We start from the raw sequence: 24,876 nt of genomic DNA on the forward strand, positions 1-24,876 counted from the left end.
TCTAACCGTGGGAAAATCTAGCCATGCCTTCGTTGTGGACACCGGCCAGCTGGGCCGATCGGCTTCGTGAATTCGAAGCCCGCGATTTTGACGCCAAGCAAGCGCCCCTGCGGCGCGATGTACGTTCGCTCGCCACGCTGCTCGGCCAGGTACTGCGCGAGCAGGGTGGCGACAAGCTCTTTGACGCGGTCGAGAGCCTGCGTCGCACCACCATCGCTCGCCGCGATGCTGAGGCCAGTGGCGACCATGCTGCCGCTGCGCGCTTTCTCGACGAAGCGCGCGAGCTGACGCGCGGGATCGCTGCGGACCCGCGCCATGCGTACGACGTAGCGCGTGCCTTTGCGTTCTACTTCGAGCTGATCAACCTTGCAGAGACGAACCACCGCAAGCGCCGCCGTCGCGCGGCGCTGTTGAACAGTACCGCCAGTGCACAGCGCGGCAGCTTCCGCGGCACGCTGCGCCGCCTGCGCGAAGCTGGCCACGTGCGTGCGTCTGTGTGGGAAGTGCTCTCCGAAATTCGCATCACGCCTGTCTTCACCGCTCATCCCACCGAGGTTGCGCGCCGCAGCGTCATGTTCAAGCGCCGCTCGATCTCCGATCTGCTCGAGCGCTTCGACGATATCGCGCTGCCTGCCATCGAGCTCGACGCCATTCAAGAAAGCGTGCTCGCTGAGATCACGGCGTTGTGGCAGACCGACGACGTGCGCGATGCGCGTCCTACGGTGCGCGATGAAATCCGCATGGGCCTTGATTATTACGAGGCTTCGATCTTTGCGACGATTCCTGCGCTTTATCGCGAACTTGCTGCGGCCTTCGACGCCGAGTTCCCACCGGAAGATCCGACCGCGCACACGAGCCTGCTCGATCTGCCAGTGGTCGTGCGCTTCGGTTCGTGGATCGGTGGCGACCGCGACGGCAATCCGTTCGTCACGGCAGAGACCACCGAAGAAGCGCTCGCGATGTCGCGCTCGCTGCTCTTCGCCTACTACGTGCGCGAGCTGAACCACATCTTCGAAGAGCTCGCTTCATCGCAACATCAGGCGCCGATCTCGAGCGAGCTTTGCGCGAGGCTCGAAGAGACGCTCACCGAACTGCGCAACGCGGGCCACAGCATCGCGGCGAATACGATTCCGAACGAGGCTGTGCGCTTTCACCTTGCGGCGATGACGCTACGTCTCGGCGGTACGCCTGCGTCCACGATGTTCCGCAACCTTGCGCTCTCGTCGAATGCTGCGCTGCCGCTCTACGCCAGCTGGACGGAGTATCTCGCCGACCTCACGCTGCTGTGGAACTCGCTCTCGTCGAACAACGGTTCGCGCCTCGCCGAAAAGTACATCGCGCCGCTGATTCTTTCGGTGCGCACCTTCGGGTTTCACCTGCAGACGCTCGACATTCGCCAGCACGCGCTGGTGCATGAGGCCGCAGTGAAGGAGCTGACCGCGTGGCACGAAGATGGTTCGCTGCCCGAGACCATCAGCGATCAGACCGCCGAGGTCATCAACACGATTCGCGCGGTTGCCGCGCTGAAGCAGGCGACGCCGCAGAGCATCACGCAGTACGTTGTCTCCGGTGCATCGACCGCCGAGGATGCGCTGCGCGTGGTGTGGCTTTCGCGCCTTGGTGGCGTGAAGGTGGAAAACACCAAGGCGGGCCCGGGCCTGCAGCCGGTGCTGCTGTTTGAGAGCATTCCCGATCTCGAAGCCGCGCCTGAAATCTGCCGCAAGCTTTGGACCAGCACTGCGTACAAGCCGCTGCTCGATGCGTGGGACAACACGCAGGAGATGATGCTCGGCTATTCGGACTCCAACAAGGATGGCGGCATGATCGCCTCCACGTGGCAGATCTGGAAGGCACATCGCGCGCTGCATGAGGTGGCCCGCGAGTGTGGCGTGAAGCTGCGCCTCTTCCACGGTCGCGGAGGCACGGTGGGCCGCGGTGGTGGACCGACGCATCGCAGCATCTATGCGCAGCCGCTTGAAAGCTTTACCGGCGAGCTGCGCCTCACCGAGCAGGGTGAAGTGCTGCACTGGAAGTACTCCGATGTCGTTCTCGCCGAGCGCAACCTGGAGTTGATGATCGCTGCATCGCTGGACGCGCTTGCGCGTCCCGACCGCACGGTGGAGAACACGACGCATCTCACCGGAGCGATCGAGCCCTCGTGGGAAGCCGCGCTCGATGAGCTTTCCGACGACAGCTTCGCGTACTACCGCGAGCACATCGCCGACAACCCCGACGTCTTTCCGTACTTCGAGCAGGCATCGCCGGTGGCAGAGCTCGAGCACGCGCGCATCGGCTCGCGTCCTGCGAAGCGCATCGACGCAAGCGCCACGAAGAAGCGCTCGATGGCGGACCTTCGCGCGATTCCGTGGGTCTTCGGCTGGATGCAGTCGCGCCACGTGGTGCCGGCCTACTTCGGCGTTGGTCATGCGCTCGAAAGCTTTGTCAATCGTCACGGCGGCGGTCTGAAGCTTCTGCAGCAGATGGCTGCAAGCTTCCCGCTCTTCCTCGACATGATCCGCAACGTGGAGATGGCGCTGGCGAAGGCCGACTTTGCGATCGCGAAGCTCTACGCGTCGATGGTGGAGAACGAAGAGCTGCGCACGCGTGTCTACACGATGCTGCAGGAGGAGTTCGAACGCACGCGCCGCATGGTGCTCGCGATCACCGAGCAGAAGGAGTTGCTCGAGCGCAACGATGTGCTCGCGAACTCGATCCGCCTGCGCAATCCGTACGTGGATCCGATGAGCCTGCTGCAGCTTGAGCTGCTGCGTGTGAAGCGTGAAGGCCAGACGAGCGAAGATCTCGATCGTGCCATCACAGCGACGATCAACGGCATCAGCGCGGGTCTCCGCAACACCGGTTGATCCACGAATCAACACCAGAAGAAAGCGTCCCACTGCGGGACGCTTTCCTTTTTACGCTTCACGAACTCTTTCACCGTCCACAAACTCTTCTTACCCTCTACGAACGGGTGCCCCACGTCTCGATTCTTGAGACGTGGGAGAGCGATGATTCCTCAGGGTTCCTTCATCACAGCCCGCACTATCGGGTGCTCCATCCGTACGCGGTTTTGTGCAGACTGTGGGAACCACAGATCTCCGCCAGCATCCTGCAAACCCAGGTCTCAAAAATCGAGACCTGGGGCACCCGGATTTGTGGTGAGTCGAGACCTGGCGAACTCGTTCGTCTTGGATCGAGACTGGTGAACCCCCCTTCGTGCTAAGGAGAGAGTTTTCCAAACCCTAAACCCTAAACCCTGGGCCCTAAACCCTCCCCACCCACAGGCGTACACTCGCGATATGAATCGCACGCTGCTCGCCGCTGCACTCGCCCTCGTTTCGCCGCTCGCCTTCGCGCAGAGCGCTGCCCCCACCAAGGCCGTGTTGCCGCCTCCGCCGTCGCTGCTGGGGCGCTCGGCTGAGGTTCATGCGGATCGCACAGTCACCTTCCGCGTCGCCGCGCCCACCGCGCAGGACGTGAAGCTCTCGATGGACACGCTCTCGCAGCCGCTCGCGATGACCCGCGACGAGAACGGTGTCTGGAGCGTTACCACCGCGGCGCTCGCACCGGAGATCTACGATTACGTCTTCATCGTCGACGGCGTACGCCAGCCCGACCCCGCGCAGTGGCGCGTGCACAACAGCTTCGTCGGCCTTGAGAGCCTGGTGCAGGTGCCGGGCACGCCCGCCATGCCGTGGGAGCTCACCGACGTGCCGCACGGCGAGGTGACGGTGCACCACTTCACGACGCACGCCACGGTGAACCAGTTTGCCAACCAAAGCGAGTACCTCGTCTACACGCCCGCAGGCTATGACGCGAAGAAGAAGGGTGGCTATCCTGTGCTTTATCTGCTGCACGGATACCTCGACGATGCCACCGCGTGGACGCAGGTGGCGCGTGCGCACTTCGTGCTCGACAGTATGATCGCCAGCGGCAAGGCCGTACCCATGATCGTCGTGATGCCGCAGGGCTATGGCGACTACAAGTTCCTCACCGGCGGCTTTGGCCAGTGGTCGCAGCCCGCGCTGGTGAACAACAACGTCGACCACTTCATCGCTTCGATGGAGACCGAGGTGATCCCCGCCGTGGAGCGTGAGTACAACGTCGCGAAGGACCGCAATCACCGCGCAGTTAGCGGACTCTCGATGGGTGGACTCGAGACGATCGAACTCGGTCTTTCGCACCCGGAACAGTTTGCCTACGTCGCTGCGATGAGTGCCGCTGTGCACAACGAAGGCTTCGATGCACGCTTCCCGAAGGCCGACGGCAAGGCTGCGAACTTCAAGCTGCTGTGGACCTCGGTAGGTACCGACGACCATCTGCTGCAGCCGAATCGCGATTTCGTAAAGTGGGCACAGGGCAAGGGCTACACGGTGGAGGCGCACGAAACCAAAGGCGCGCATCAGTGGCCGGTGTGGCGTGAGAACCTTGTGACGATTCTGCCTCTGCTTTTCAAGTAGAGGCAGACGTGGGCGCGCAGGCATCCTGCGAACCCAGGTCGCAGCATTGAGACCTGGGCATCGAGACCTGGGGCACCCAGTTCATCGAACGCAAAGAGTGAAGGCCGCCTCTGTACGAGGTGGCCTTTTGCATTCCCTGCGTGCTACTTCCTTGCCTCGACGGGAGTGGGCTCACTGTGACGCGATACCTTCGGCGCCACGAACACCTGCGGGTTGAGGGGGTCGGCGATCGCGATGCAGTTGCGGCCGTCGGCTTTGGCCTTGTACATCATCGTGTCGGAGGCGCGGATGATGCTGTAGAGATCGGCGCCGTCTTCGGGGAAGGTCGCGAGGCCAAAGCTCGCCTTGATGCGCAGCGTGACCTCGCCGCCGGTATTCAGGTCGGTGTTGATCAGCGTCTCGCGCAGGTGCTGGATGATCGCCGTGGCCTCGGCCTTGCCTGCACCGCGGAGCAGCACCACGAACTCATCGCCGCCATAGCGGAAGGCCGAGTGGTCGGGTCCTAACGTACGCTTCACGAGGTTGCCGACCTCGGCCAGCAGGCGTGAGCCCACGATGTGGCCGTGCGTATCGTTCACGCTCTTGAAGTGATCGAGATCGAAGAAGACCAGCGAGAACTCGCGCTTGATCGACACGATCTGCGGGTCCTGCAGGACGGCGATCTCCTGCTCCAGCGTCTCGTACATATAGCGGGAGTTGAAGAGGCCGGTGCAGTCGTCGGTGATGGAAAGCTTATGGACGAGCTTTACCTGACGCGCGTTTTCGAGCGCGATCGCGGTGTAGTCGCAGAGCACGCGCAGGAAGTTCAGCGCGTCGTCGGGCAGCAGCTCCAGCTCAGAGTTGTGCAGCATGAGCACACCCAGCGAGCGGCCGCCGTGCTGAATCGGCAGCGCAGCGATCGACTTCAAGTTCAGCTCAGGGTTCTGGCTGGCAAACGCTGCCCACTCGGGGTCCTTCTTCACGTTGGGCACGATCAGCGGGTTGCCGGTACGCGCTACCCAGCCTGCGATACCTTCGCCGGGCGCGATGCGCAGGTCGCGGAGCTCATCGAGGTCCGGGCGCGAGGTGAGCGCGTAGTACATCTCGCCGCCCTTTTCCTCGTCGCAGATCAGTAGCGACCACTGCTCGGGGCCAAAGTAGCGCTCCATCAGGCCGAGGATTTCGCGCAGCAGCGGCTCGAGCGCGAGGTTCGAGGTCAGCGCTCGGGCTACTTCGTGAAAGAGCTGAACGTCGTCGAACTTGGGGAAGACCACGATGGGGCGCGATGGGCCAAAGCCCACCCCAAGGCGCTGCATTCCGCGTTTCAACCGTGACGTCATCTGCCTCAAATCACCTGGCGGCTCAACAGTGTTTCAGGCCCGGTCGCATTTCAAGCATAGACAAAAAATCTCTACAGAATTGCGATGATCCAAAAAACAGTAGATGTTGTGACGAACATTGGCGCCGTAACGTTTACGGCATTTCTTTAGAGCTAACCGCCGATATGCACCATCGCCCGACCGGGTTTCAGGAAGCCAGCTTCCCCGATGTGATGACGTGCTTCTTTCTTCTCAACGACTTCGCGAATCCACACACGCGCCGCCTCATCTTCCATACCTCGCATGAGTTTTCCCGCCAGATCGTGATCGATCTGCGAGAACAGGCAGGTACGGAGCTTGCCATCCGAGGTCAAGCGGATCCTCGAACAGTGCCCACAGAAGGGACGGCTCACCGGCGCGATGATTCCAATCTCACTTCTGTTATCGGCAAAAATATACCGCCGTGCGGTTTCAGACAAATGATTTGGCGCAAGCGGTTGCACAGAATATAACTTTTCGAGCCGCGCGAGGATCTCGTCATGGGTCACGACGGTGTCGGGGCTCCACTTCCGGGAGGATTCCGGGTTGTCGTCGGCCTCCTCCAGCGGCATGAACTCGATGAAGCGGACGATCACGTCTTCGGTGCGGGCGAACTCGGCAAAGCCTTCGATCTGGTCGTCGTTGAAGCCGCGCATCAGCACGCAGTTCACCTTGATGCGTTCGAAGCCTGCGTCCTGGGCTGCGCGAATGCCATCGCGCACCTTCTGGAAGCCGTCCTGCACACGCGTGATGCGTGCGAAGACATCCGGCTCGACCGCGTCCATCGAAACGGTCAGGCGGTTGAGTCCGGCGGCGCGAAGGTCCTTTGCCATAGGCGCAAGCATGTGGCCGTTGGTCGTCAGTGCCAGGTCGAGGCGCTCTTCGGGGTCGCGCGCCATGCGCAGCTTGGAGACCTCCGCGATCAGGTCGGTGAGTCCGCGACGCATCAGGGGTTCGCCGCCGGTGAAGCGGATCTTCTCCACGCCCATGGAGACGAAGAGCCGCACCATGCGCAGGTACAGCTCCATCGAGAGCTCGCTGTACAGGGCGCCGCTTTCGCCGGTGCGGCAGTAGACGCAGCGGTAGTTGCAGCGGTCGGTCACCGAAAGGCGCAGGTCCGTGATGGCGCGACCGAGGCCGTCGCGCAGTGGCGTGAGCGGGGTGTCGGGGGTGACCACGGCGGGTTCCTGCGGGCGATCTGTCTGAGAAAAAAGCATTTCGTTAAGGACTCAGATGTAAAAATGGCTGGACGACGGCATCATCCTGCCTAATACTGTCGATACATCACTTTCAGAGTACTCTTCATCCGTCTACGGACCTGTTGGGCCTGAAATCGATTCGGGGATCTTGCCATCCCTGTCACAGGGCTAAGCTTCAACGCACGCGGGCCTACCTGCATCAAAACTTTCTGATCGACTTGAGGAATTGACTCCCATGTTCACCCCAGTGAACCTCAGCCTTTGGCTTGAGCAACAAGCCCTGCCGCTGGCCATCATCGCCGCGGTCATCCTCGGCACCTATGGGCTGCTGAAGTTTTCCGCGTATCGCCGCACGCGTCGCCTCACCGAACAGCGTGAAGGCGTCACCGACCAGACGTTTGCCGACTACCTCGAGCAGTTTGGCATCGACCCGGTCATTTCCAGCGCGAGCTACCGCTATCTGCAGGACGTGCAGCGCGTGGCGTTCCCCATCCTGCCTACCGATGCGCTCGATGAAGACCTCGGCCTGGGCTATGACGACGTGGAGCAGACGGTGCGTGAGTTGACGCTGGCGCTTGGTCGCGACTGGAACCCCGGTCTTATGCAGGACCAGATCGTCTCGGTGGACGACCTCGTCCGCCTGCTGCAATCGTCGCCGGTGGTGGCGCGTCAATCGCGCGCCGCATAGCTGTCGCAAAGCGCACCAGAACGAGCGGGCGGACGCAGTTGCTAGCCGCCCTTTGCCGTCTGTGGGCAACTTGAGAGCTGTTGACGACATCGGCATTATTGAGAGAGCTTCCCCATCCACAGATGCCTGTGGACAGCGGTTGATACAGGCATGATTCTCTTGAGCTATGATGCAGGGCAGAAGGTGAGCACGATGAAGGTACGTAAGAAGTTCCGCAAGATCAGCAATCAGGTGGAGGAGGCACTCATGCCTCAGCGCGAAAGCCATGTGCTGCGCAATATCGGTTACGCCACGGCCGGCGTTTCGGTTGTTGCTCTCGGCCTCATCGTGGGCCGCGAGCTGCGCGAGCGCTACAAGTTCAACCGCCGCACGCCTTATGACTTCTACGCGCACTCCGGCGACCAGATGCAGGACGTCGAATTCGGCGTGGGCATTTAGGACAAGCATTCAGGGCCCGAACTGCGGGCCCGGAAAACGAAAGGACCAGAGCCTCGCTCTGGTCTTTTTTGCGTAGTGTTGAAGATGGCTTTAGGGCTTCGTCGGCGCTGACGCCGGGGCCGACGGCGCGCTCGGGCTGCTCGTCGATGACGTGTCGCTGGTAGAGCTCGGCGTGCTGCTCGTCGAGCCACCGCTTGCCGAGCCCGCGGACGGCTTCACCGAGGAGTAGAGGTCCTTGTACCAGCCGCCGCCTGCAAACTGCACGGCAGCCGCGGTGATGGTGCGCTCCAGATGGCCGCCGCAGTGGGGGCAGTCGGTCAGCGGTGCATCGGAAAACTTCTGAATCTTCTCCACCCGTTGGTGGCAGCTCTCGCATTCGTATTCGTACAGCGGCATAGGGCTCATCCTCGCCTGAAATGGCGTCTTGTCTAGGATAATCGACCGGCGCTAAGACAAAGGCGGCCAGGCGCAACGATCGCGTGAAATCCGACGAGACGAGGAGATAACGAATCGGAGGGGCGGCATTTTGGCTCGACGGCGCGCTATCGCTTCTTCGTGCGCGGCGTATGCCCGGAAGCTTCGCTTTCCACCACGCCGGGCGTGAAACGCGTTTCCCGCTTCCAGAGCAGGCGAAAGAGCGCGTCGGCTTCCCTGGACTCGGGCGTGCCGTCTTCGTAGACACGATGCCCTTGGCCGAGCGTCTCGGCGACGTGTCGCAACAGCTCCAGCCGCGGTGGGATCACCATCGCTCCCGCGCCAAAGTAGCGGAAGTCATGGCTGATCAGTGTGCGGGCGTTGCGGTAATAGGGGTAAGAGCCGATGTCGCGCGCCAGGTAGGCCTCGTCGCTGTGGAGTGGTGTGCGGCCTGAGTGCACGAGCCTGCCGAGCTCCTGATGGAAGGCGTAGATGCAGTCCGGGCGCGAGCCGAAGGGCGAGTCCAGTGCATAGTATTCGCGGGGCTCCGCGGCGCGGTCCACCACAGCTGCATAGATCACGGCGGCGAGCGGATAGCCTTCACTGGCGTGCAGCGACTGGCTGGTGAGGCCGATCAGTCGGTCGCCGGGCTGAGCCGTGCGGCGAATCGCCGGCTTGCAGATGGAAAGCGTGAGCAGCGGGTCCTCGCCCGCAGACGGCGCCGGAGCGCAGGGAGCGCCCCCGCGATCCGAGGTCAATTTGTAAAGAAATGTCCGCATCCCGCCTCCACAGTGTAGCGACTACCGTAACTACACCGCCTGCAGAACTCGTCAGATGAGTAGGCTATGATGCATATAACCGCTCGACGATGCATCTCACGCTCTGCCAGCGACTTGCTCCCATATGGGAGTAACGTTCGCAAGGAACGTGGGCAGCGGTGCCGATTCGAGAGACCGGCCGTGCATCAGACGTTCCAAAGCACGACGAAGAGGACACAGGGTACATGGCACAGAAGCGCATTCTCGTAGGTGGAGCTGGCGGCTTCATCGGTGGTCACCTCGCAAAGCACCTGAAGGCCCAGGGCCATTGGGTTCGCGGCGCAGACATCAAGCAGCACGAGTTTACTGATCTCGGTCTTGACGACTTTGTGCTCGGCGACCTGAGCCGCGAAGAGATCGTCAAGCAGGCGCTCGACGGCATCGACGAGGTCTACCAGCTCGCGGCCGACATGGGTGGCGCGGGTTACATCTTCACCGGCGAGCATGATGCCGCCGTGATGCACAACTCGGCCTCGGTGAACCTTGCCGTGCTGGAAAATGGCGTGAAGATGGGCGTGAAGCGCTTCTTCTACTCATCGTCGGCGTGCATCTACCCGGAGCGCAACCAGCTCGACCCGGACAACCCCATGTGCTCGGAAGACTCGGCCTACCCTGCCGCGCCGGACAGCGAATACGGCTGGGAGAAGCTCTTCTCCGAACGCCTCTACGCAGCCTACAGCCGTAACTTCGGCGTTCCCGTACGCGTGGCGCGCTTCCACAACATCTTCGGACCGCAGGGCACCTGGACCGGTGGCCGCGAGAAGGCTCCGGCCGCAGTCTGCCGTAAGGTAGCCGAGGCGCAGGATGGCGGCGAGATCGAAATCTGGGGCGACGGCAAGCAGACGCGCTCCTTCCTCTACGTTGACGAGTGCGTCGAAGGCATCTGCAAGGTAATGGAGTCGCCCGACTTCGCTGGCCCGGTCAATGTGGGCTCCGAAGAAATGGTGACGATCAATCAGCTCGCGGAGAAGGTCATCGCCATCTCCGGCAAGAAGCTGACGATCAAGCACATTCCCGGCCCGCTGGGCGTGCGCGGACGCAACTCCGACAACCGCCTGATTCTCGAAAAGCTCGGCTGGCAGCCGACACAGCCGCTGCAGACGGGCCTGGAGAAGACCTTCGCCTGGGTCTCCGAGCAGGTAGAAAAAGCTAAGACCGCATCCAAGTAAGCAACAGTCGGTAAACGACGGAACCGCCTCGGGCATATCGCCTCGAGGCGGTTTAATTTTGGGTTACAAGGAAAGATTCCACGAAAGTAACATTCCATTGCGTTACTCAGAGTGCGATTCTGGAGGTGACCACACTTCCAAACGTCGAGGAATTTTCCGTCTTGTCGAACAAACTTGCCTTTCTAGCCCTTGTTCCTTCTCTTGTTTTGACCGGTTGCGCTCTCAGCCCCACCGACACCACCCAGACGGCCATTCAAGGCACCGCTCTGCAAGGCAAGATTTATGGTGGACAGCAGCCCGTTGTCGGCGCGCATGTCTATCTCTACGCGGCAAACACGACCGGTTACGGTGGAAACGGTATTCCAGCCTCTACGGCGAACGCCTCGCTCTCGCTGCTGAACGCCTCCGTGCTGACGAACGAGCCGAACAACTCCGGTGTGGATACGAACGGCGCCTACTATGTGACGACCGATGCGGCGGGTTCGTTCTCGATCGGCGGTGACTACACCTGCACTGCGGGCCAGCAGGTGTATCTGTACACCATCGGTGGCAACCCCGGCGCGGGTACGAACTCTTCGGCGAGCTTTATGGCCGTGCTGGGCAGCTGCCCGGCGGCAGGCAACTTCGCCGCGACCACGCCGACGATCTGGGTAAACGAAGTAAGCACCGTGGCGGCGGCGTATGCGATGTCCGGCTTCGCGAGTGACGCGAAGCACGTCTCCAGCTCGGCCACGACTCTCGCCAAGACCGGCATTGCCAATGCTTTCGCTGGCGCGGCGAACCTTGCCACGCTGAGCACCGGTGTCGCCTTGGCCAAGCCTGCCTCGAACTCCGCGGGCACGGCTCCGCAGACGCTTGTGAACTCCGTGGCAAACATCCTCACCGCGTGCGTGAACTCGACGGATCAGGACCAGACGATCTGCAACACGCTCTTCTCCAACGCCACGGCGAACTCGGTCACGCCCACGGATACGGCTTCGGCAGCGATCAATATCGTGCATAACCCGGTGAGCAATATCGCGACGCTGTTTGCCTTGCAGTCATCGACACCTGCATTTGCCCCTGCGCTTAGCGCGGCGCCTACCACCTTCACGGCTGTCCTGAAGTTTCCGACGAATGTGTCGTATGGCTTTGGAACGGCGATCGACGCTACCGGAAATATCTGGATCGCTGGGGCTGGTTCCGTTCCCGAGTTTTCTCCCTTGGGCGCCTCTCTTGGAAATTTTGCACCCACAGCAGCGGCCTTCAACGACGTCGATGGCATTGCAGTGTCGACAACCGGAGCAATCTGGCTCGCGGACTTTGGAACGTTCTCCATTACGGCTTTGAATGCCGATGGAAGCCTCCAGAACGTCTTTACCAACACGACAAACACCGAATTTTATCGCCCCACGTCGATCATCGCTGCGTCAAACGGTGATGTAACGGAAGGCAACTACGGTGGTTCGTATGCGTTCTCACGTATCAACTCTTCCGGCGTCATGCAGAAGGATTATCCGTTCACCAGTCTTACCCGCGGCTATGGTTCCGCCTATGACACCGCAGGAAACCTCTGGGCCGGTGGCCAATCCAGCACCATCTGCAAGGTGACCTACGCTGCCGTGGCCACCTGCTATGCCCCCACTGGAGCGAACTACAACAACATCTATGGCATCGCACTCGATACGAGTGGCCGTGTGTGGGCTGCAAACCTAAGTGGCGGAACGGTTACGGGCATTACGTCGGCTGGCGCTCTGATCGCGAATACGACTGTGGGTGCGTCGCCGCGCAGCATCATTACGGATGCAGGCAACAACGTTTGGGCCTCGAGCCAAACAGCGAAGGCGGTCTATCAGATCAACTCCAGCACCGGCGCCATCGTGCAGACGATTCCCTCGTCCGCATCTGGGTACCTTGCTGTGGATGGTGCCGGCAATCTTTGGGGCGGCGGTTTGTCCGACAGCTATCTCTACGAGTTCATGGGTGCAAGCGTGCCGACAGTAACTCCGGTAGCGGCCAACCTCACGACACCTTACGGAGCCTACACGGCGAACCGCCCCTAACGCTTCACCCCTCCATGTTTTAGCTTTGCCGCTGCCACTCCGCGAGGGCAGCGGCTTTTTTCTGTGTGCGACACAGCATTTGTATTCGGCGCATCTTCGCCGTATCCTCGCCTAAGACATGGCCTCCGGATTCAACCCGAACTCGCCCTTCGCGGGCAAGAAGAAGTCGCTCGATTTGAACGGCAACGGCTCGAGCGGAATTTCCTCGCAGGGCGCGGAACGGCTCGTCTCCGCGGGTCGGCTCGATGGCGATGAAGATGCCGTTGAGCTGAAGCTGCGCCCCAAGCGCCTCGCTGAGTTCATCGGGCAGTCGAAGGCCAAGGAGCAGCTTGCGATCGCGCTGGCAGCGGCCAAGGCGCGCGGCGAAGCGCTCGACCACGTGCTGCTCTTTGGCCCCCCGGGCCTGGGCAAGACGACGCTCGCGACCATTATTGCGAATGAGTTGGATGTCGCCTATCAGCAGACCTCCGGCCCGGCGCTGCAGATTCAAGGCGACCTCACGGCGATCCTGACCAACCTGCGCGAGAAGCAGGTGCTCTTCCTCGACGAAATCCATCGTCTGCAGCCGGTGCTTGAAGAGAAGCTCTACACCGCGCTCGAGGACTACCAGATGGATATCATCATCGGGCAGGGGCCGAGCGCGCGCACGCATACGCTGGAGATTCGACCGTTCACCTTCGTGGCCGCGACGACGCGCCCGGGGCTGCTCAGCTCGCCGCTGCGCTCGCGCTTCGGCATCCTGCTGCGTCTGGAGTTCTACACCGACGACGAACTGCGCTTCATCGTGGAGCGCTCGGCGGAGGTGCTGGGCGTGCCGATCGACTCCGACGGTGCGGCCGAGATCGCGGTGCGTTCGCGCGGCACACCGCGTATCGCCAACCGCCTGCTGCGCCGCGTGCGCGACTACGCGGAGATCCGTTCCGACGGCAAGATCGACCGCGCGACCGCGATGGCTGCGCTCGACATGCTCGAGGTGGACTCGCACGGCTTCGACGAGCTTGACCGCCGCCTGCTGCGCACGATTATCGAGAAGTACGATGGCGGTCCTGTGGGCCTGAACACGCTTGCCGCCGCGCTTGCCGAGGAGCAGGACGCGCTCGAAGAGGTCTACGAGCCGTTCCTCATTCAGATCGGGTTCCTCGACCGCACGCCGCGCGGCCGCGTGGCTACGCGCCTTGCGTATGAGCACCTCGGGCTTGAGATGCCGCGCAAGAACACGTTATTCGGCTAGACCACGATCGTCGGCTATTCGGCGTGCGTCGCGCTCTCGCGGGCTGCGCGTTTGCCGAGGGTCTTCAGGGTCTCGGCCAGTCGCTTGCGTTCCTTCGCGGGCACTTCGGCGAGTAGCGTGTCCATCTGCTCGCGATGCGCGCGGAAGACGCGCACAATCAGCTTCTTGCCTTCAGGTGTGAGTGCAACGAGCTTCATGCGGCGGTCTTCGACAGACTCGGTGCGTGAAACGAAGCCTTGATGCAGCAGGCGGTCCACCGCGACGCTCACGGACCCTGGCGAAAGAAAGACGCGCTCGCTCAGGCCGTGGATCGACTGCGCACCCTTATGCAGCAAGGCTTCGAGCAGCCGAAACTCGGAGTCGCTCAGACCGCTTTCGCGCAACGTGCGCGCGGTGTACGCCAGCAACGAGTGGTAGGCCTTCGTCATCACAAGCCATACATCGCTGCCGCGTACGTCTTCGCCGGGTTGTCGAGGCTTTTGCATCGAAATCCAATCTATCATCATCAATATAATTGGAAACGACGAGAGCGCGTCGCAAAATGCACGCGCGGAGAGCAGGAATGCCATGCAGATTGGAATCGACAGCTTCGTAGAAGTCAGCCGCTTTGGCGAAACCGATGCGCAGCGCGCGCAGAACCTGATTGAAGAGGTAGTGCTGGCCGACCAGGTTGGCCTCGATGCCTTTGGCATCGGCGAGCACCATCGCAAAGAGTACCTTGCGTCGTCGCCTGCGATCTTCCTCGCTGCCGCGGCTTCACGCACCAGGAACATTCGCCTCTCGAGCGCGGTCACGGTGCTCAGCTCCGACGATCCTGTCCGCATCTATCAGGACTTCGCGACGGTCGACCTCCTCTCGAACGGTCGCGCGGAAATCGTCGTCGGTCGCGGCTCGTTCATCGAGTCGTATCCGCTCTTCGGCTACGACCTGCAGAACTACGATGAGCTCTTCACCGAGAAGCTCGACCTGCTGCTGACGTTGCGCGAGTCCGTGAGCGTGCATTGGCAGGGCAAGCATCGCGCCTCGCTGAACGGGCAGGCGGTGTATCCTCAACCGGTGCAGCAGCCGTTGCCGGTGCGCCTTGGCGTGGGCGGAACTCCCAACAGCTTCGCTCGTGCGGGCTTGCTCGGCCTGCCGCTCACCGTTGCCATCATTGGCGGCGAGCCGCACCGCTTCCGTCCGCTCGTGGACCATTACCGCGACGCGTGGAAGCGCGGCGGCCACGCTGGTGAGCCGGACGTTGCTGTGCACGCGCTGGGCTTCGTCGCCGACACGACCGAGCAGGCCATCGATCAATACTGGCCGATGTATCAGGAGGTCTTTACGCGCATCGGTCGCGAACGCGGCTGGGGGCCGATCTCGAAAGAGAGCTTCGTCGCGCAGTGCTCGCCGAATGCGGCGTTTCTCGTGGGCGATCCTGAGACCGTCGCGACGAAGATGAAGCACTACAACGACTCGCTCGGCGGCGTCTCGCGTGTAGGCGTCCACATGAGCGGCGGCGGCGTCACGCATGCACAGCAAATGCGCGCCATCGAACTGCTCGGCACCAAGGTAAAGCCGCTCATCGGCTAAAGCCGGAGCGATAAAAAGCGGAGTGCGCGATGGAGCGCACTCCGCTTCCTTTTGAGGAGAACTACTTTGTGGCTGCTGGCGCCTTCGTAGCTGCTGGCGCCGCTGCTGCGGGCGCCGCTGACTGGAAGAGCTTCACGGCGTTGAGCGCAGACTTGTAGATGCCCCAACTGAGCGGGAGCCCTACGAGCAGCCAGGCCAGCGCGATCAACAGCGGGGAGGATGTCTTCGTTTCACGCATAGCGTTCTCCTTAGTGGCCTGCCGGCGCGGGTGTGTTGGGCGCGTCCTTCATCCAGTACTTCTCCGCTACAGGACGCACGAGCAGGTTCGCCACGAAGCCAATGAGCAGCAGCGCGACCATGATGTGCAGCTCCAGACGATAGCCATCGAGGCGGTTCTGCCCCGTGGCCTTGTAGTGGTCCAGAATGCCGTTCACGATAAGGGGGCCGATGATGCCCGCCGTCGACCATGCCGTCAGCAGACGACCGTGAATCGCCGAGACGTTATAGCCGCCGAAGAGGTCCTTCAGGTAAGCGGGGATCGTCGCAAAGCCGCCACCATACATCGACAGCGCCACGCAGGCCAGCGTTGCAAAGACCACGACTGAGTTCATGTGGTTAGAGCCGGTGAACGGCAGGAAGAAGAACATGAGTGGTCCAAGGATGAAGAAGCAGAAGTACGTTGCCTTGCGACCGATGAAGTCCGAAACGCTGGCCCACAGAAAGCGGCCAGCCATGTTGAAGAGGCTCAGCAGGCCCACGAATCCTGTCGCGGCGACAGGAGAGATCTGGCCTTTGAAGAAGTCCTGGATCATCGGCGCAGCCTGCTCCAGAATGCCGATGCCTGCGGTGACGTTCATGCAGAGCACGATCCAGAGCAGCCAGAATTGCGGCGTCTTCCATGCCTGCTCCACCGCTACGTTGTGCGTGGAGATGAGCGCGTTGGTGGACTGCTTCGGCACATAGCCCTCGGGCTTCCACCCCGGTGCGGGCACGCGAATGGTGAACGCGGCGTACATCATCAGCACGAAGTAGATTGCGCCCATCGCGATCCACGTGTGCGGAATCGGGTTGGCATCGCCGTGTGCCTTGAAGTACGCCATCAGGTTGTTGCCTAGCGGCGCGCCGATGAGTGCGCCACCGCCGAAGCCCATGATCGCAAGCCCGGTTGAAAGACCCGGCCTATCTGGAAACCACTTGATCAGCGTGGAGACCGGCGAGATGTAGCCCAACCCTAGTCCAACACCGCCCACGACGCCGTAGCCGAAGTAGATCAGCGCGAGCGAATGTTGTGCTGCGCCGAAGCTGGCGATCTGAAAGCCGAGACCGAAGCAGATCGCCGCATAGAACATCGCTTTGCGCGGACCGGCTTTTTCCAGCCACGCGCCAAAGAGAGCGGCCGAAACGCCAAGCACCGCAATGGCGAGTGAGAAGATGTAGCCGATCTGCTTCAGGTTCCAGGCCGCGCCATCGGCTGCGTGCAACGCAAGCAAAGGGTTCTTGAATACGGAAAAGGCGTACACCTGCCCGATTGAAAGATGGATCGCCAAAGCAGCGGGCGGCACAAACCACCGACTGAATCCGGGGTGGGCAACGGAACGTTCGCGGTCGAGAAAGTTGGCCATAGTTTGCAGCACTCTACGCTCCACTAGATGCAATCGGAAAGGCGCGAGTGCGGCGAGGGCCGAAAAATTAACATTGGCGTGCTGCGGCGAGGAGCGCGGTCGTGCAATGGCCTACAGTAGACAGAGAAAGAACATTTACCCGCTCGGAGAGCCCGTATGACCTTCCTCTTGCGTCGTCCATCAGCCTTGGCGTTGCCGCTCGCTGCGGCTTTCACTATGGCGCCCGCCCTGCTCGCGCAGCAGCACCATGCTCCCGCGCCTGCTGGCGAAAAACAGACCACCACCGTCACCACGGAGCCGGCAAAGCCCGCTGCACCTTCGGCCGTGGTGCCTGATGCTGTGAGCGAAGGCTCCGTGACCGTTGGCGGCAAGAAGATCGACTACCGCGCTGTTGCGGGCCTCATTACTGTGGGTGCGAACGACACGCAGGACGCGACGATCGGCCTCGATGGCCGCGTGCTGCCTGAAGCCGGCGTGGACCTGCCCGCGAAGGTCGAAGACCAGCCCGCGACCGCGCGCATCTTCTACACCGCGTACTTCGCCAAGGGTGCGGACCCTGCGACGCGCCCGGTCGTCTTTATCTATAACGGCGGTCCTGGCTCCGCCACGATGTATCTGCGCATGTCGAGCATTGGCCCCGTGCGCGTGGAGCTGCCCGACCTGCAGCATCCCTTCGGCGGTCCCTACAAGCTCGTGAACAACGACGACTCGCTGCTCGATGTCGCCGACCTCGTCTTCATCGACGCACCAGGCACAGGCTACAGCCGCGTGCAGGGCCGCGATGCGATGAAGGCGTTCTACGGCATCGACGAAGACGCATCGGCGTTCGATCGCTTCATCCGCCGCTGGCTTTCGAAGAACGATCGCTGGATGTCGCCGAAGTTCCTCTTCGGCGAGAGCTACGGAACGACGCGCGACGCTGCGCTCTCGCGCAAGCTGCAGCAGTCGGGCGTGGACCTCAACGGCGTCGTCTTCCTCAGCCAGATCCTATCGTTTCAGAACTCGGCCGATGGTTCGGACCGCAACCCTGGCAACGAGAACGGCTTCTTCCTCGCACTGCCGAGCTTTGCGGCAACCGCCTGGTTCCATCACAAGGTGCCCGGCCAGCCCGCAACGCTTGAGCCGTGGATCCACGAGGTCGAGCAGTATGCCGTGGGCGAGTACGCTGCAGCGTTGCTGCAGGGTGCGGACCTCGACCCTGCGAAGAAGGCTGCCGTCGCGGCGAAGCTGGAGAGCTACACCGGCATTCCGGCATCACTGTGGGTTAAGGCGAACCTTCGCTTGAGCGGCGGCGAGTTCTCGAAGTATCTGCAGGAGTCCGCAGGCATCACGACCGGTCGTCTCGACTCACGCTTTGAAGGCCCGGCGATGGACCCGCTCAGCAAGGAATCGGATTACGATCCCTTCACCGAGTCGATCGAGTCGGCGATCTACGCGGCGCAGAACCACTACGCGCACGCGACGCTGCACTTCGGCGACAACATGACCTACAAGCCGAGCGCTCGTGAACCGGGTTTCAACTGGAACATGCGCAACGGCCGCGGCCAGGCCAACGTGATGGGCGACCTCGCTTACACGTTGAAGGTGAACCCGAAGATGCACATCCTGCTCATGGGCGGCTACTTCGATCTCGGCACGCTGTACTTCGCGTCGGAGTTCGAGATGAAGCATCTGCAGATTCCGGCGGAGTTGCAGAAGAACATCGACTACAAGTTCTTCCCCACCGGCCACATGGTCTATATCAACCCCGACGCACGCAAGGCGCTGCACGACAAGACCGCTGCGTTCATCAAGGGCAACGAAGACGCTACGAAGTAAGCTGTCGTCTCGCAAAGCAAAGGGCCCACTCCATCGAGTGGGCCCTTTCTCTTGCCACTCATCTCGATGCAAGAGATGGGGTTTCCAGAGAGCTTCGCGGAGACCGAAGAGTCTGGCTCTGCCAACATCATCACTCTCCCACGTCTCTGAAAATCGAGACGTGGGGCACCCGACGTTCGTGGCCATTCAAGCACTTCCTAGCACCACGAACGGGTGCCCCAGGTCTCGCTTCTGAGACCTGGGTTTGCAGGATGCCTCAGGAAGTCAACTACTCCAACGGCTCCGCACCGGGCACTGTCGAGCGCTTGCTCTGGCGCAGCGCATAATACGTCGGCGACATCACCTCTACACCCGCTTCATCAAACGTCACATGGATGTTGCGATGCAGCTCCGAGAGCAACACGGCCATGCGCTGCGGCTGGTTCGTGTACGCGTTCAACTCATACGCCACATACGAATCATCAAGGGCCGTCTGCAGAATGAACGGCTTGGGCTCGGCGATAATACCGTCGGTCTTCATCGCAGCTTCGATCAGCAACTTGTGCGCAGTGTCCCACGGCACGTCGTAGCCGAGCGTCGTCGTCGTGTGCAGAATGAGACCTTCGCTGTTGCGCGCCGCGGCCGAGTAGTTCACGATATGCGCGGCCAACACCTGTGAGTTCGCAATCGTGATCTCCACATTCTTGATCGTGCGCACGCGCGTCACCAGCAGCGAACACTCGATGACGTCGCCGGTAGTGTCGGCGATCTGCACGCGATCACCGATGCGGAACGCGCGCATGTAGGTGAGGATCACACCCGCAACAATGTTCGCTACCGCAGAGGACGACCCGAACGAAATCAACACACCTAGGAAGATCGTGATGCCCTGAAACGCCGGCGTCTTCGCGCCCGGCAGATACGGGAAGATGACGATGAGCGTGAGTACGAGCAGCAGCACACGCACGATCTTGTACGTTGGCTGAGCCCATTCCTCATGAAAGCCCGAGATGGTGAGGTTGCCCTTGCCGATCTCGCTGAAGATGAGCCGCGTGAACTTGATGATGTACGTTGCGACGAAGACGATGATCGCAATCGTGAAGAGCTTCGGCAGGTAGTCGAGCACACGATGCCCACCCGCGGCGAGCGGCGTTGTGATGTACGCCACGAGCGTCTCCGAGTACGCGTGCGTCCAAGGGAAAAAGCGCAGGCAAAGCGACGCCCATGCGTAGAGCAGCGCGATTGTCAGCGCAACGCGTACGAAGCGCGCAAGCGCGACGGCAATTTCCGCGGCGCGGTCGCTGGAGATGACCTGGAAGTCCTGAATGCGCAGTGCAGGGATGAGCAGATGGCACCAGTGTTCCAGCGCGCGATAGAGCCGCGGAAAGATCCGCGCCATGCTCCACAGCAGGAAGAAGAGTAGTGCGGTTGTAATGAATGCGAGCGCGCTGCCGTGAATGAGCGCTTTGCGCGAATACGTGCCGCGCGCCTCCGAGATAGCGCTGCGAATCTTGGCGGCTTCGCTCTCCGCAAGCGCCTGCCGATTTGTGCCCACGAAGGACGCATCGAGGTTGGTGATGCTGGTCAGCACCAATCGTCCGGCGGCAATGTCCGTAGTGCTCGCGTAGTTGTTCACCTTGATGTTTGCGGGGTCAAACGTGAGGTCTCGCGCCACTTGCTCGAGGTGTTGCCCGATCGCTTCCGCACGAGCGTCTGCAGGGAACGACAGGATGCCGTGCACGCGAGAGAGCTCTTTGCCGCGCAACATCACAGGCGCGTCCTCGTTGAGCGAATGCGTCATCATGCTGGGATGCACGATGTCCGCACTTGCTTGTGCGCGCAAAGGCCGCACGCAGAGCGCGAGGAGAAACAGCAGCGGAACGAAGCGACGAAAATCAGGTCTGGGCATACACGCTCTCAGTTTGTACCGATGCGCGTTTATACCAGACGCTTTGTATGGCGCTTGAAGAAAGCTGTAACCGGGTGCTCCAGGTCTCGATTCTTGAAGCCTGGATTTCCAGAGAGCCTCGCGTAGACCGGAGAGTCTGGCTCCACCAACATCATCGCTCTCCCACGTCTCAGAAAGCCGAGACGTGGGGCACCCGACGTTCGTGGCCGCTCAAGCATTTCGTAGCCGAACGAATGGGTGCCCCAGGTCTCGCATCTGAGACCTGGGTTTCCAGAGAGACTTCAGGAAAAAAGCAGGTGTCCGAAACTACGAGCGCGAGACGACTTCGCCTTCGCGGATGTCGATGTACTCGCTTGTGACAGGCCGCTTGAGGAACGTGGTGGAGAGATAGTTCACCGTGTACTTCGCAGCCATCGTCGCCACACCTTCTTTGCGCAGGCGGCGACCCGAGCTGAACATTCTGTGCGTTAGCGTGAAGCGCACCGGGCCCACTTCGCTCAGGCGGCGCGCGATGTCGGTGTCTTCACCATAGAAGGCGATGCTCGTGTCGAAGCCACCAATCTCAAGCAGCGCGCGACGTGCCACAGCGAAGTTGCCGCCCTGCACCATGGAGCCCACGCGCAGCACCCAGCGGTTCATCGCATACGTGCACCAAGCGAAGCGGTAGAAGAGCGAGACCATGCCGCGCTGCGTTGCGCTGAGGTCGTAGTACACGAGCGGGCCCGAGAGACAGACGAGCTTCTCGTCCTGCGCGAAGGCCTCAAGTACGCGTGCCACCCAACCGGGCGTAAGGCGCGAATCTGCATCGACGTTCGCGACGATGTCGCCATCCACCGCGGCGAGTCCTGCTTGTCGTGCGTAGGTGAGTCCCTTGCGCGGTTCGTCCACGAGTGTCACCTGCGGATAGCGCAGCGCGACTTCGCGCGTGCCATCGCTCGAGGCGTTATTCACGACGACGATTTGTGCTGGTTCGGTGAGTTGCGCAGTCTGCGCGAGGATCGACTCAATGCACTCGGCGAGCGTGGCTTCTTCGTTGTACGCGGGTACGACAAAGCTAAGGCGCATGGCTTGCACGTTAGCCGCGCATTGTTGCAGGCACGCGAAGCGCAGGTTGCAGTCATGTGATTTCCCTGCATATACACTGCGTGGAACCTAACTGGCTTCCAGCTTTGTAATTTACGAAGCGTTTGCAAACTACTTACACCGCTGTCGCAAATCTCGTGCAACTTGAACGTGTACGTCAGGCCTACTCCACGTGGAGGACCACCGATGCAGACGCGCACTCAAGTAACGACGAACTGGAAAGACTCCAACGCGATCGCCAAGTACGCCACCGGCGTTTCATTGCATAGCCACACGTCGGTTTCGGAAGAGACGCTCGACTTCGTGCACTCCGCGTGTGCGTGGATTCCGGGGTTGAAGCCGGTACTCGACAAGTACAGCAAGCTGAGCCGCGAGCGTTATGGCATTGAGCTGAACTTCGAGCGCGCCAACTGGCGTCCGCCGCTGCAGCCGCGCATGGCCTATGAGCTGGAAGCGCAGCAGATCGCTGCGCTCTGGCTACAGCCGCTGGTTTCGCTCACCGATCATGACTCGATGGAGGCGCCGCAGCTGCTGCGCACGCTGCCTTCTTCGCGCCACATTCCGATGTCCACGGAGTGGTCTGCGCCGTTTGGCGAGTCGGTCTTTCATCTCGGCGTGCACAACCTGCCGACGCGTCATGCGGCCGCATGGATGCAGCGTTTCGCCGCTTACACGGCGGCCGCGCATGAAGCACGCAGGCAGCAGCAAAACGTCACCGCGCTCGATGCGCAGTTGGTCACGATGCTGCGCGAGCTGCATGAGATCGACCAGGTGCTGCTCGTGTTGAACCATCCTTCGTGGGACCTGCATAAGGTTGGCGCGGCGCTGCACTTGCGCGAGGTGCGCCGCTTCCTTTCACTCGCCGGCGGCTGCGTCCACGCGCTGGAGTTGAACGGCCTGCGTCATGCGCAAGAGAACCACGAGGTCGCGCGCCTCGCACGTGAGCTGGGCTACCTGCTCATCTCGGGTGGAGATCGTCATGGGCTTGAGGCCAACGCAAACATCAACCTGACGAGTGCGGCGACGTTCTCGGAGTTCGTCGAAGAGATACGCGTCGATCGCGTGAGCCACGTGCACTTCATGAACCAGTATCGCGATCCGTGGGAGCAGCGCATCGTCGCTTCGACGCTCGATGCGGTGACGGACTTCCCGCAGTTCATGGCGGGCTGGCAGCGATGGGATGAGCGCGTGTTCCATCCTGATGCGAACGGCATCATGCGCCCCGCAAGCGAGCTGTGGCCCGATGGCCGTGTACCGCTCGGCCTGCGCGCGGCGATCGCGTTCGTGAAGCTCGGCCGCACCCGTGCGATGAGCCGCCCGATCTCGCTGGCCTTCCCTGGCGTGAATGCGATTGAGGTGGAAGGCTTCTAAGCAATCGTTGAGCAGCTCCACCACTCGGAGAGCCTCACCGTCTTGGTGAGGCTTATCTTTTGCGCAAACGACGAACGCCCCACTCGTTGCAGTGAGGCGTTCTTTTGCTTTGCTGTCGAAGTCTTACGGATAGATGCGGTTCAACGTACGCGCAAACGGAATCGTCTCGCGCACATGCTCAAGCCCACAGATCCACGCCACGCAACGCTCAATACCCATGCCGAAGCCCGAGTGCGGCACCGAGCCGTACTTGCGCAGGTCGAGATACCACTGGAACGCGTCCATCGGCAGCTCGTGCGCTTCGATGCGCGACTTCAGCAGATCGTAGTCGTCCACGCGCTGCGAGCCGCCGATGATCTCGCCGTAGCCTTCGGGCGCGAGCACGTCCACGCACAGGGCCTTCGTCGGGTCCTTCGGATCGGGCTGCATGTAGAACGCCTTCACCGCCGCAGGATAGCGATGCACCATCACTGGCTTGTCGAACTGGTTGCTGATGTACGTCTCGTCCGGCGAACCGAAATCGTCGCCATACTCATGCGGGTTTTCGATCAGGCCCTTCGCATGCGCGTCCACGAGCATCTGGTGCGCTTCGTCGTAGCTCAGCTTCGGGAACTCGCCCGGAGCCGCGACAGCTTCCAGCTTCGCGATGTCCTTGCCGATCACCGCGAGGTCGTTGCGATGCGTCTCCAGCACGCGCTTCACGATGTGCGTGAGGAAGCCTTCAGCAAGCCCCATCAAGCCATCGAGGTCGAGGTACGCAACCTCCGGCTCAATCATCCAGAACTCGGTGAGGTGGCGGCGCGTCTTCGACTTCTCCGCGCGGAAGGTGGGGCCGAAGCTGTACACCTTGCCGAGCGCGAGCGCGGTGGCCTCGATGTAGAGCTGTCCGCTCTGCGTCAGGTACGCCTTCTCGTCGTCGAAGTAGTCCATCTCAAACAGCTCGCTGGTGCCTTCGCAGGCGTTCGGCGTGAGGATAGGCGGATCGGTACGCGTGAAGCCGTTGGTGTCGAAGTACTCGGCGGCCGCGCGCATGATCGTCGCGCGCACACGCAGGATCGCGCTCTGGCGCGGCGTGCGGATCCAGAGATGGCGATGCTCCATGAGGAAGTCGACGCCGTGCTCCTTGCGCGTGATGGGGTAGGGGGTCTCCTCGGGGATCGCCTGCGTCACCTTCACGTCGGTGACGTCGAGCTCAAAGCCGCCGGGCGCACGTTCATCTGCGCGCGGCGTGCCGGTGATGACCACCGAGCTTTCGAGCGTCAGGCCCTTGAGCGTGGCGAAGACCTCTTCGCTCACCTGCGCCTTCGGCACGATGCCCTGGATGGTGCCGGTGCCGTCGCGGAAGATGGGGAAGAGCAGCTTGCCGGAGGCGCGCAGGTTGTAGAGCCAGCCGCGAAGCGTGATGGCTTCGCCAACGTGCTTGCCGACCTCGGCGATGGTAGTGAGCGGTGCGGTAACGGGTTCCATATCACCTTTCATTCTAGGCTCTCCGCCGGCAGCTTTTTGATTTGTCATCAAGGATCTGCTTGGCGGCGGCTGTTGCGAAAAAGCATGCGCGGCAAGAACGGTAGGGCACGACTTTAGTCGTGCCGATACAGCCTCTCTGGTGCAAGCGGCTTTAGCCGCTGAGGTATGCCTGGCCAAGCCCACCTCAGGGGCTGAAGCCCCTGGCATGGGACCACATCATTGGCACGACTAAAGTCGTGCCCTACCCTTCGTAGCCCCA

Annotated in this window: 20 protein-coding genes; 10 read left to right on the forward strand and 10 right to left on the reverse strand. The window is 61.6% G+C overall.

The genetic code is table 11. The features are described 5' to 3' along the window. Nucleotides 1–23: 23 nt before the first annotated feature. Both OHL11_RS01685 and OHL11_RS01690 read left to right on the forward strand, forming a co-directional pair. Nucleotides 24–2,864, forward strand: coding sequence for a phosphoenolpyruvate carboxylase (locus OHL11_RS01685; protein ID WP_263369739.1), 2,841 nt, complete (start codon nucleotides 24–26; stop codon nucleotides 2,862–2,864). A 435-nt stretch (nucleotides 2,865–3,299) separates the two neighbouring features. Then, complete coding sequence (locus tag OHL11_RS01690) at nucleotides 3,300–4,460, forward strand: alpha/beta hydrolase (protein WP_263369740.1); 1,161 nt, start codon at nucleotides 3,300–3,302, stop codon at nucleotides 4,458–4,460. 143 nt (nucleotides 4,461–4,603) lie between these two features. On the opposite strand, the gene OHL11_RS01695 is transcribed toward OHL11_RS01690, so the two are convergent. Then, nucleotides 4,604–5,755 carry a sensor domain-containing diguanylate cyclase gene (locus OHL11_RS01695; RefSeq protein ID WP_263369741.1) on the reverse strand — a complete coding sequence of 384 codons (1,152 nt, stop codon included), beginning with the start codon at nucleotides 5,753–5,755 and terminating at the stop codon, nucleotides 4,604–4,606. Nucleotides 5,756–5,931: 176 nt separating this feature from the next. Further along, nucleotides 5,932–7,014, reverse strand: coding sequence for a GTP 3',8-cyclase MoaA (gene moaA, locus OHL11_RS01700; RefSeq protein WP_263369742.1), 1,083 nt, complete (start codon nucleotides 7,012–7,014; stop codon nucleotides 5,932–5,934). Nucleotides 7,015–7,231: 217 nt separating this feature from the next. On the opposite strand from moaA, the gene OHL11_RS01705 reads away from it, so the two are divergent. Next, entirely contained in the window at nucleotides 7,232–7,684 is a 453-nt protein-coding gene (locus OHL11_RS01705; protein WP_263369743.1) for a hypothetical protein, read from the forward strand. A 192-nt stretch (nucleotides 7,685–7,876) separates the two neighbouring features. Next, on the forward strand, nucleotides 7,877–8,122 hold the full coding sequence (locus OHL11_RS01710; RefSeq protein WP_263369744.1) for a hypothetical protein: 246 nt from the start codon (nucleotides 7,877–7,879) through the stop codon (nucleotides 8,120–8,122). 90 nt (nucleotides 8,123–8,212) lie between these two features. On the opposite strand, the gene OHL11_RS01715 is transcribed toward OHL11_RS01710, so the two are convergent. Together OHL11_RS01715 and OHL11_RS01720 are read right to left on the reverse strand one after the other, a co-directional pair. After that, on the reverse strand, nucleotides 8,213–8,518 hold the full coding sequence (locus OHL11_RS01715) for an FmdB family zinc ribbon protein (RefSeq protein ID WP_263369745.1): 306 nt from the start codon (nucleotides 8,516–8,518) through the stop codon (nucleotides 8,213–8,215). A 146-nt stretch (nucleotides 8,519–8,664) separates the two neighbouring features. After that, nucleotides 8,665–9,315 carry an Nmad2 family putative nucleotide modification protein gene (locus OHL11_RS01720; RefSeq protein ID WP_263369746.1) on the reverse strand — a complete coding sequence of 217 codons (651 nt, stop codon included), beginning with the start codon at nucleotides 9,313–9,315 and terminating at the stop codon, nucleotides 8,665–8,667. 224 nt (nucleotides 9,316–9,539) lie between these two features. Here OHL11_RS01720 and OHL11_RS01725 point away from each other — a divergent pair, with 224 nt between their 5' ends. From OHL11_RS01725 to ruvB, 3 genes are all read left to right on the forward strand, one after another. Next, entirely contained in the window at nucleotides 9,540–10,523 is a 984-nt protein-coding gene (locus OHL11_RS01725; protein ID WP_263369747.1) for an NAD-dependent epimerase/dehydratase family protein, read from the forward strand. Between the two features lie 161 nt (nucleotides 10,524–10,684). Beyond that, nucleotides 10,685–12,565, forward strand: a complete 1,881-nt coding sequence (locus OHL11_RS01730) for an NHL repeat-containing protein (protein WP_263369748.1) — start codon at nucleotides 10,685–10,687, stop codon at nucleotides 12,563–12,565. A gap of 118 nt (nucleotides 12,566–12,683) precedes the next feature. Then, nucleotides 12,684–13,796, forward strand: a complete 1,113-nt coding sequence (gene ruvB, locus OHL11_RS01735; protein WP_263369749.1) for a Holliday junction branch migration DNA helicase RuvB — start codon at nucleotides 12,684–12,686, stop codon at nucleotides 13,794–13,796. Between the two features lie 14 nt (nucleotides 13,797–13,810). Here the strand turns inward: ruvB and OHL11_RS01740 are convergent, their stop codons facing one another. Beyond that, nucleotides 13,811–14,281, reverse strand: coding sequence for a MarR family winged helix-turn-helix transcriptional regulator (locus OHL11_RS01740; RefSeq protein WP_263369750.1), 471 nt, complete (start codon nucleotides 14,279–14,281; stop codon nucleotides 13,811–13,813). An 82-nt stretch (nucleotides 14,282–14,363) separates the two neighbouring features. On the opposite strand from OHL11_RS01740, the gene OHL11_RS01745 reads away from it, so the two are divergent. Continuing rightward, the gene (locus tag OHL11_RS01745; RefSeq protein WP_263369751.1) at nucleotides 14,364–15,368 is read left to right on the forward strand and encodes an LLM class flavin-dependent oxidoreductase; all 1,005 of its coding nucleotides are present in this window, start codon (nucleotides 14,364–14,366) and stop codon (nucleotides 15,366–15,368) included. A gap of 61 nt (nucleotides 15,369–15,429) precedes the next feature. On the opposite strand, the gene OHL11_RS01750 is transcribed toward OHL11_RS01745, so the two are convergent. Next, complete coding sequence (locus tag OHL11_RS01750) at nucleotides 15,430–15,606, reverse strand: MFS transporter small subunit (RefSeq protein WP_263369752.1); 177 nt, start codon at nucleotides 15,604–15,606, stop codon at nucleotides 15,430–15,432. 10 nt (nucleotides 15,607–15,616) lie between these two features. After that, on the reverse strand, nucleotides 15,617–16,990 hold the full coding sequence (locus OHL11_RS01755; protein ID WP_263369753.1) for an L-lactate MFS transporter: 1,374 nt from the start codon (nucleotides 16,988–16,990) through the stop codon (nucleotides 15,617–15,619). 156 nt (nucleotides 16,991–17,146) lie between these two features. Between OHL11_RS01755 and OHL11_RS01760 the strand changes: the two genes are divergently transcribed. Continuing rightward, nucleotides 17,147–18,808, forward strand: coding sequence for a S10 family peptidase (locus OHL11_RS01760; RefSeq protein ID WP_263369754.1), 1,662 nt, complete (start codon nucleotides 17,147–17,149; stop codon nucleotides 18,806–18,808). Nucleotides 18,809–19,076: 268 nt separating this feature from the next. On the opposite strand, the gene OHL11_RS01765 is transcribed toward OHL11_RS01760, so the two are convergent. Beyond that, nucleotides 19,077–20,696 carry a mechanosensitive ion channel family protein gene (locus OHL11_RS01765; RefSeq protein ID WP_263369755.1) on the reverse strand — a complete coding sequence of 540 codons (1,620 nt, stop codon included), beginning with the start codon at nucleotides 20,694–20,696 and terminating at the stop codon, nucleotides 19,077–19,079. A 306-nt stretch (nucleotides 20,697–21,002) separates the two neighbouring features. After that, complete coding sequence (locus tag OHL11_RS01770; RefSeq protein ID WP_263369756.1) at nucleotides 21,003–21,761, reverse strand: glycosyltransferase family 2 protein; 759 nt, start codon at nucleotides 21,759–21,761, stop codon at nucleotides 21,003–21,005. Nucleotides 21,762–21,965: 204 nt separating this feature from the next. Between OHL11_RS01770 and OHL11_RS01775 the strand changes: the two genes are divergently transcribed. Next, a complete protein-coding gene (locus OHL11_RS01775; RefSeq protein WP_263369757.1) occupies nucleotides 21,966–23,150 on the forward strand; it encodes a hypothetical protein in 1,185 nt (394 codons plus the stop codon). A gap of 123 nt (nucleotides 23,151–23,273) precedes the next feature. Here the strand turns inward: OHL11_RS01775 and asnS are convergent, their stop codons facing one another. Beyond that, entirely contained in the window at nucleotides 23,274–24,617 is a 1,344-nt protein-coding gene (gene asnS / locus OHL11_RS01780; RefSeq protein ID WP_263369758.1) for an asparagine--tRNA ligase, read from the reverse strand. Nucleotides 24,618–24,876 lie beyond the last annotated feature (259 nt).

It is taken from the genome of Granulicella cerasi (genome assembly GCF_025685575.1).
Lineage (GTDB): Bacteria > Acidobacteriota > Terriglobia > Terriglobales > Acidobacteriaceae > Granulicella > Granulicella cerasi.

What these genes read in the sequence shown, in the direction of transcription:
- OHL11_RS01685 (WP_263369739.1), top strand. Translation starts at nt 24, where the DNA reads ATGCCTTCGTTGTGGACACCGGCCAGCTGGGCCGATCGGCTTCGTGAA.
- OHL11_RS01690 (WP_263369740.1), top strand. Translation starts at nt 3,300, where the DNA reads ATGAATCGCACGCTGCTCGCCGCTGCACTCGCCCTCGTTTCGCCGCTC.
- OHL11_RS01695 (WP_263369741.1), bottom strand. Translation starts at nt 5,755, where the DNA reads ATGCAGCGCCTTGGGGTGGGCTTTGGCCCATCGCGCCCCATCGTGGTC.
- moaA (WP_263369742.1), bottom strand. Translation starts at nt 7,014, where the DNA reads ATGCTTTTTTCTCAGACAGATCGCCCGCAGGAACCCGCCGTGGTCACC.
- OHL11_RS01705 (WP_263369743.1), top strand. Translation starts at nt 7,232, where the DNA reads ATGTTCACCCCAGTGAACCTCAGCCTTTGGCTTGAGCAACAAGCCCTG.
- OHL11_RS01710 (WP_263369744.1), top strand. Translation starts at nt 7,877, where the DNA reads ATGAAGGTACGTAAGAAGTTCCGCAAGATCAGCAATCAGGTGGAGGAG.
- OHL11_RS01715 (WP_263369745.1), bottom strand. Translation starts at nt 8,518, where the DNA reads ATGCCGCTGTACGAATACGAATGCGAGAGCTGCCACCAACGGGTGGAG.
- OHL11_RS01720 (WP_263369746.1), bottom strand. Translation starts at nt 9,315, where the DNA reads ATGCGGACATTTCTTTACAAATTGACCTCGGATCGCGGGGGCGCTCCC.
- OHL11_RS01725 (WP_263369747.1), top strand. Translation starts at nt 9,540, where the DNA reads ATGGCACAGAAGCGCATTCTCGTAGGTGGAGCTGGCGGCTTCATCGGT.
- ruvB (WP_263369749.1), top strand. Translation starts at nt 12,684, where the DNA reads ATGGCCTCCGGATTCAACCCGAACTCGCCCTTCGCGGGCAAGAAGAAG.
- OHL11_RS01740 (WP_263369750.1), bottom strand. Translation starts at nt 14,281, where the DNA reads ATGCAAAAGCCTCGACAACCCGGCGAAGACGTACGCGGCAGCGATGTA.
- OHL11_RS01745 (WP_263369751.1), top strand. Translation starts at nt 14,364, where the DNA reads ATGCAGATTGGAATCGACAGCTTCGTAGAAGTCAGCCGCTTTGGCGAA.
- OHL11_RS01750 (WP_263369752.1), bottom strand. Translation starts at nt 15,606, where the DNA reads ATGCGTGAAACGAAGACATCCTCCCCGCTGTTGATCGCGCTGGCCTGG.
- OHL11_RS01755 (WP_263369753.1), bottom strand. Translation starts at nt 16,990, where the DNA reads ATGGCCAACTTTCTCGACCGCGAACGTTCCGTTGCCCACCCCGGATTC.
- OHL11_RS01760 (WP_263369754.1), top strand. Translation starts at nt 17,147, where the DNA reads ATGACCTTCCTCTTGCGTCGTCCATCAGCCTTGGCGTTGCCGCTCGCT.
- OHL11_RS01765 (WP_263369755.1), bottom strand. Translation starts at nt 20,696, where the DNA reads ATGCCCAGACCTGATTTTCGTCGCTTCGTTCCGCTGCTGTTTCTCCTC.
- OHL11_RS01770 (WP_263369756.1), bottom strand. Translation starts at nt 21,761, where the DNA reads ATGCGCCTTAGCTTTGTCGTACCCGCGTACAACGAAGAAGCCACGCTC.
- OHL11_RS01775 (WP_263369757.1), top strand. Translation starts at nt 21,966, where the DNA reads ATGCAGACGCGCACTCAAGTAACGACGAACTGGAAAGACTCCAACGCG.
- asnS (WP_263369758.1), bottom strand. Translation starts at nt 24,617, where the DNA reads ATGGAACCCGTTACCGCACCGCTCACTACCATCGCCGAGGTCGGCAAG.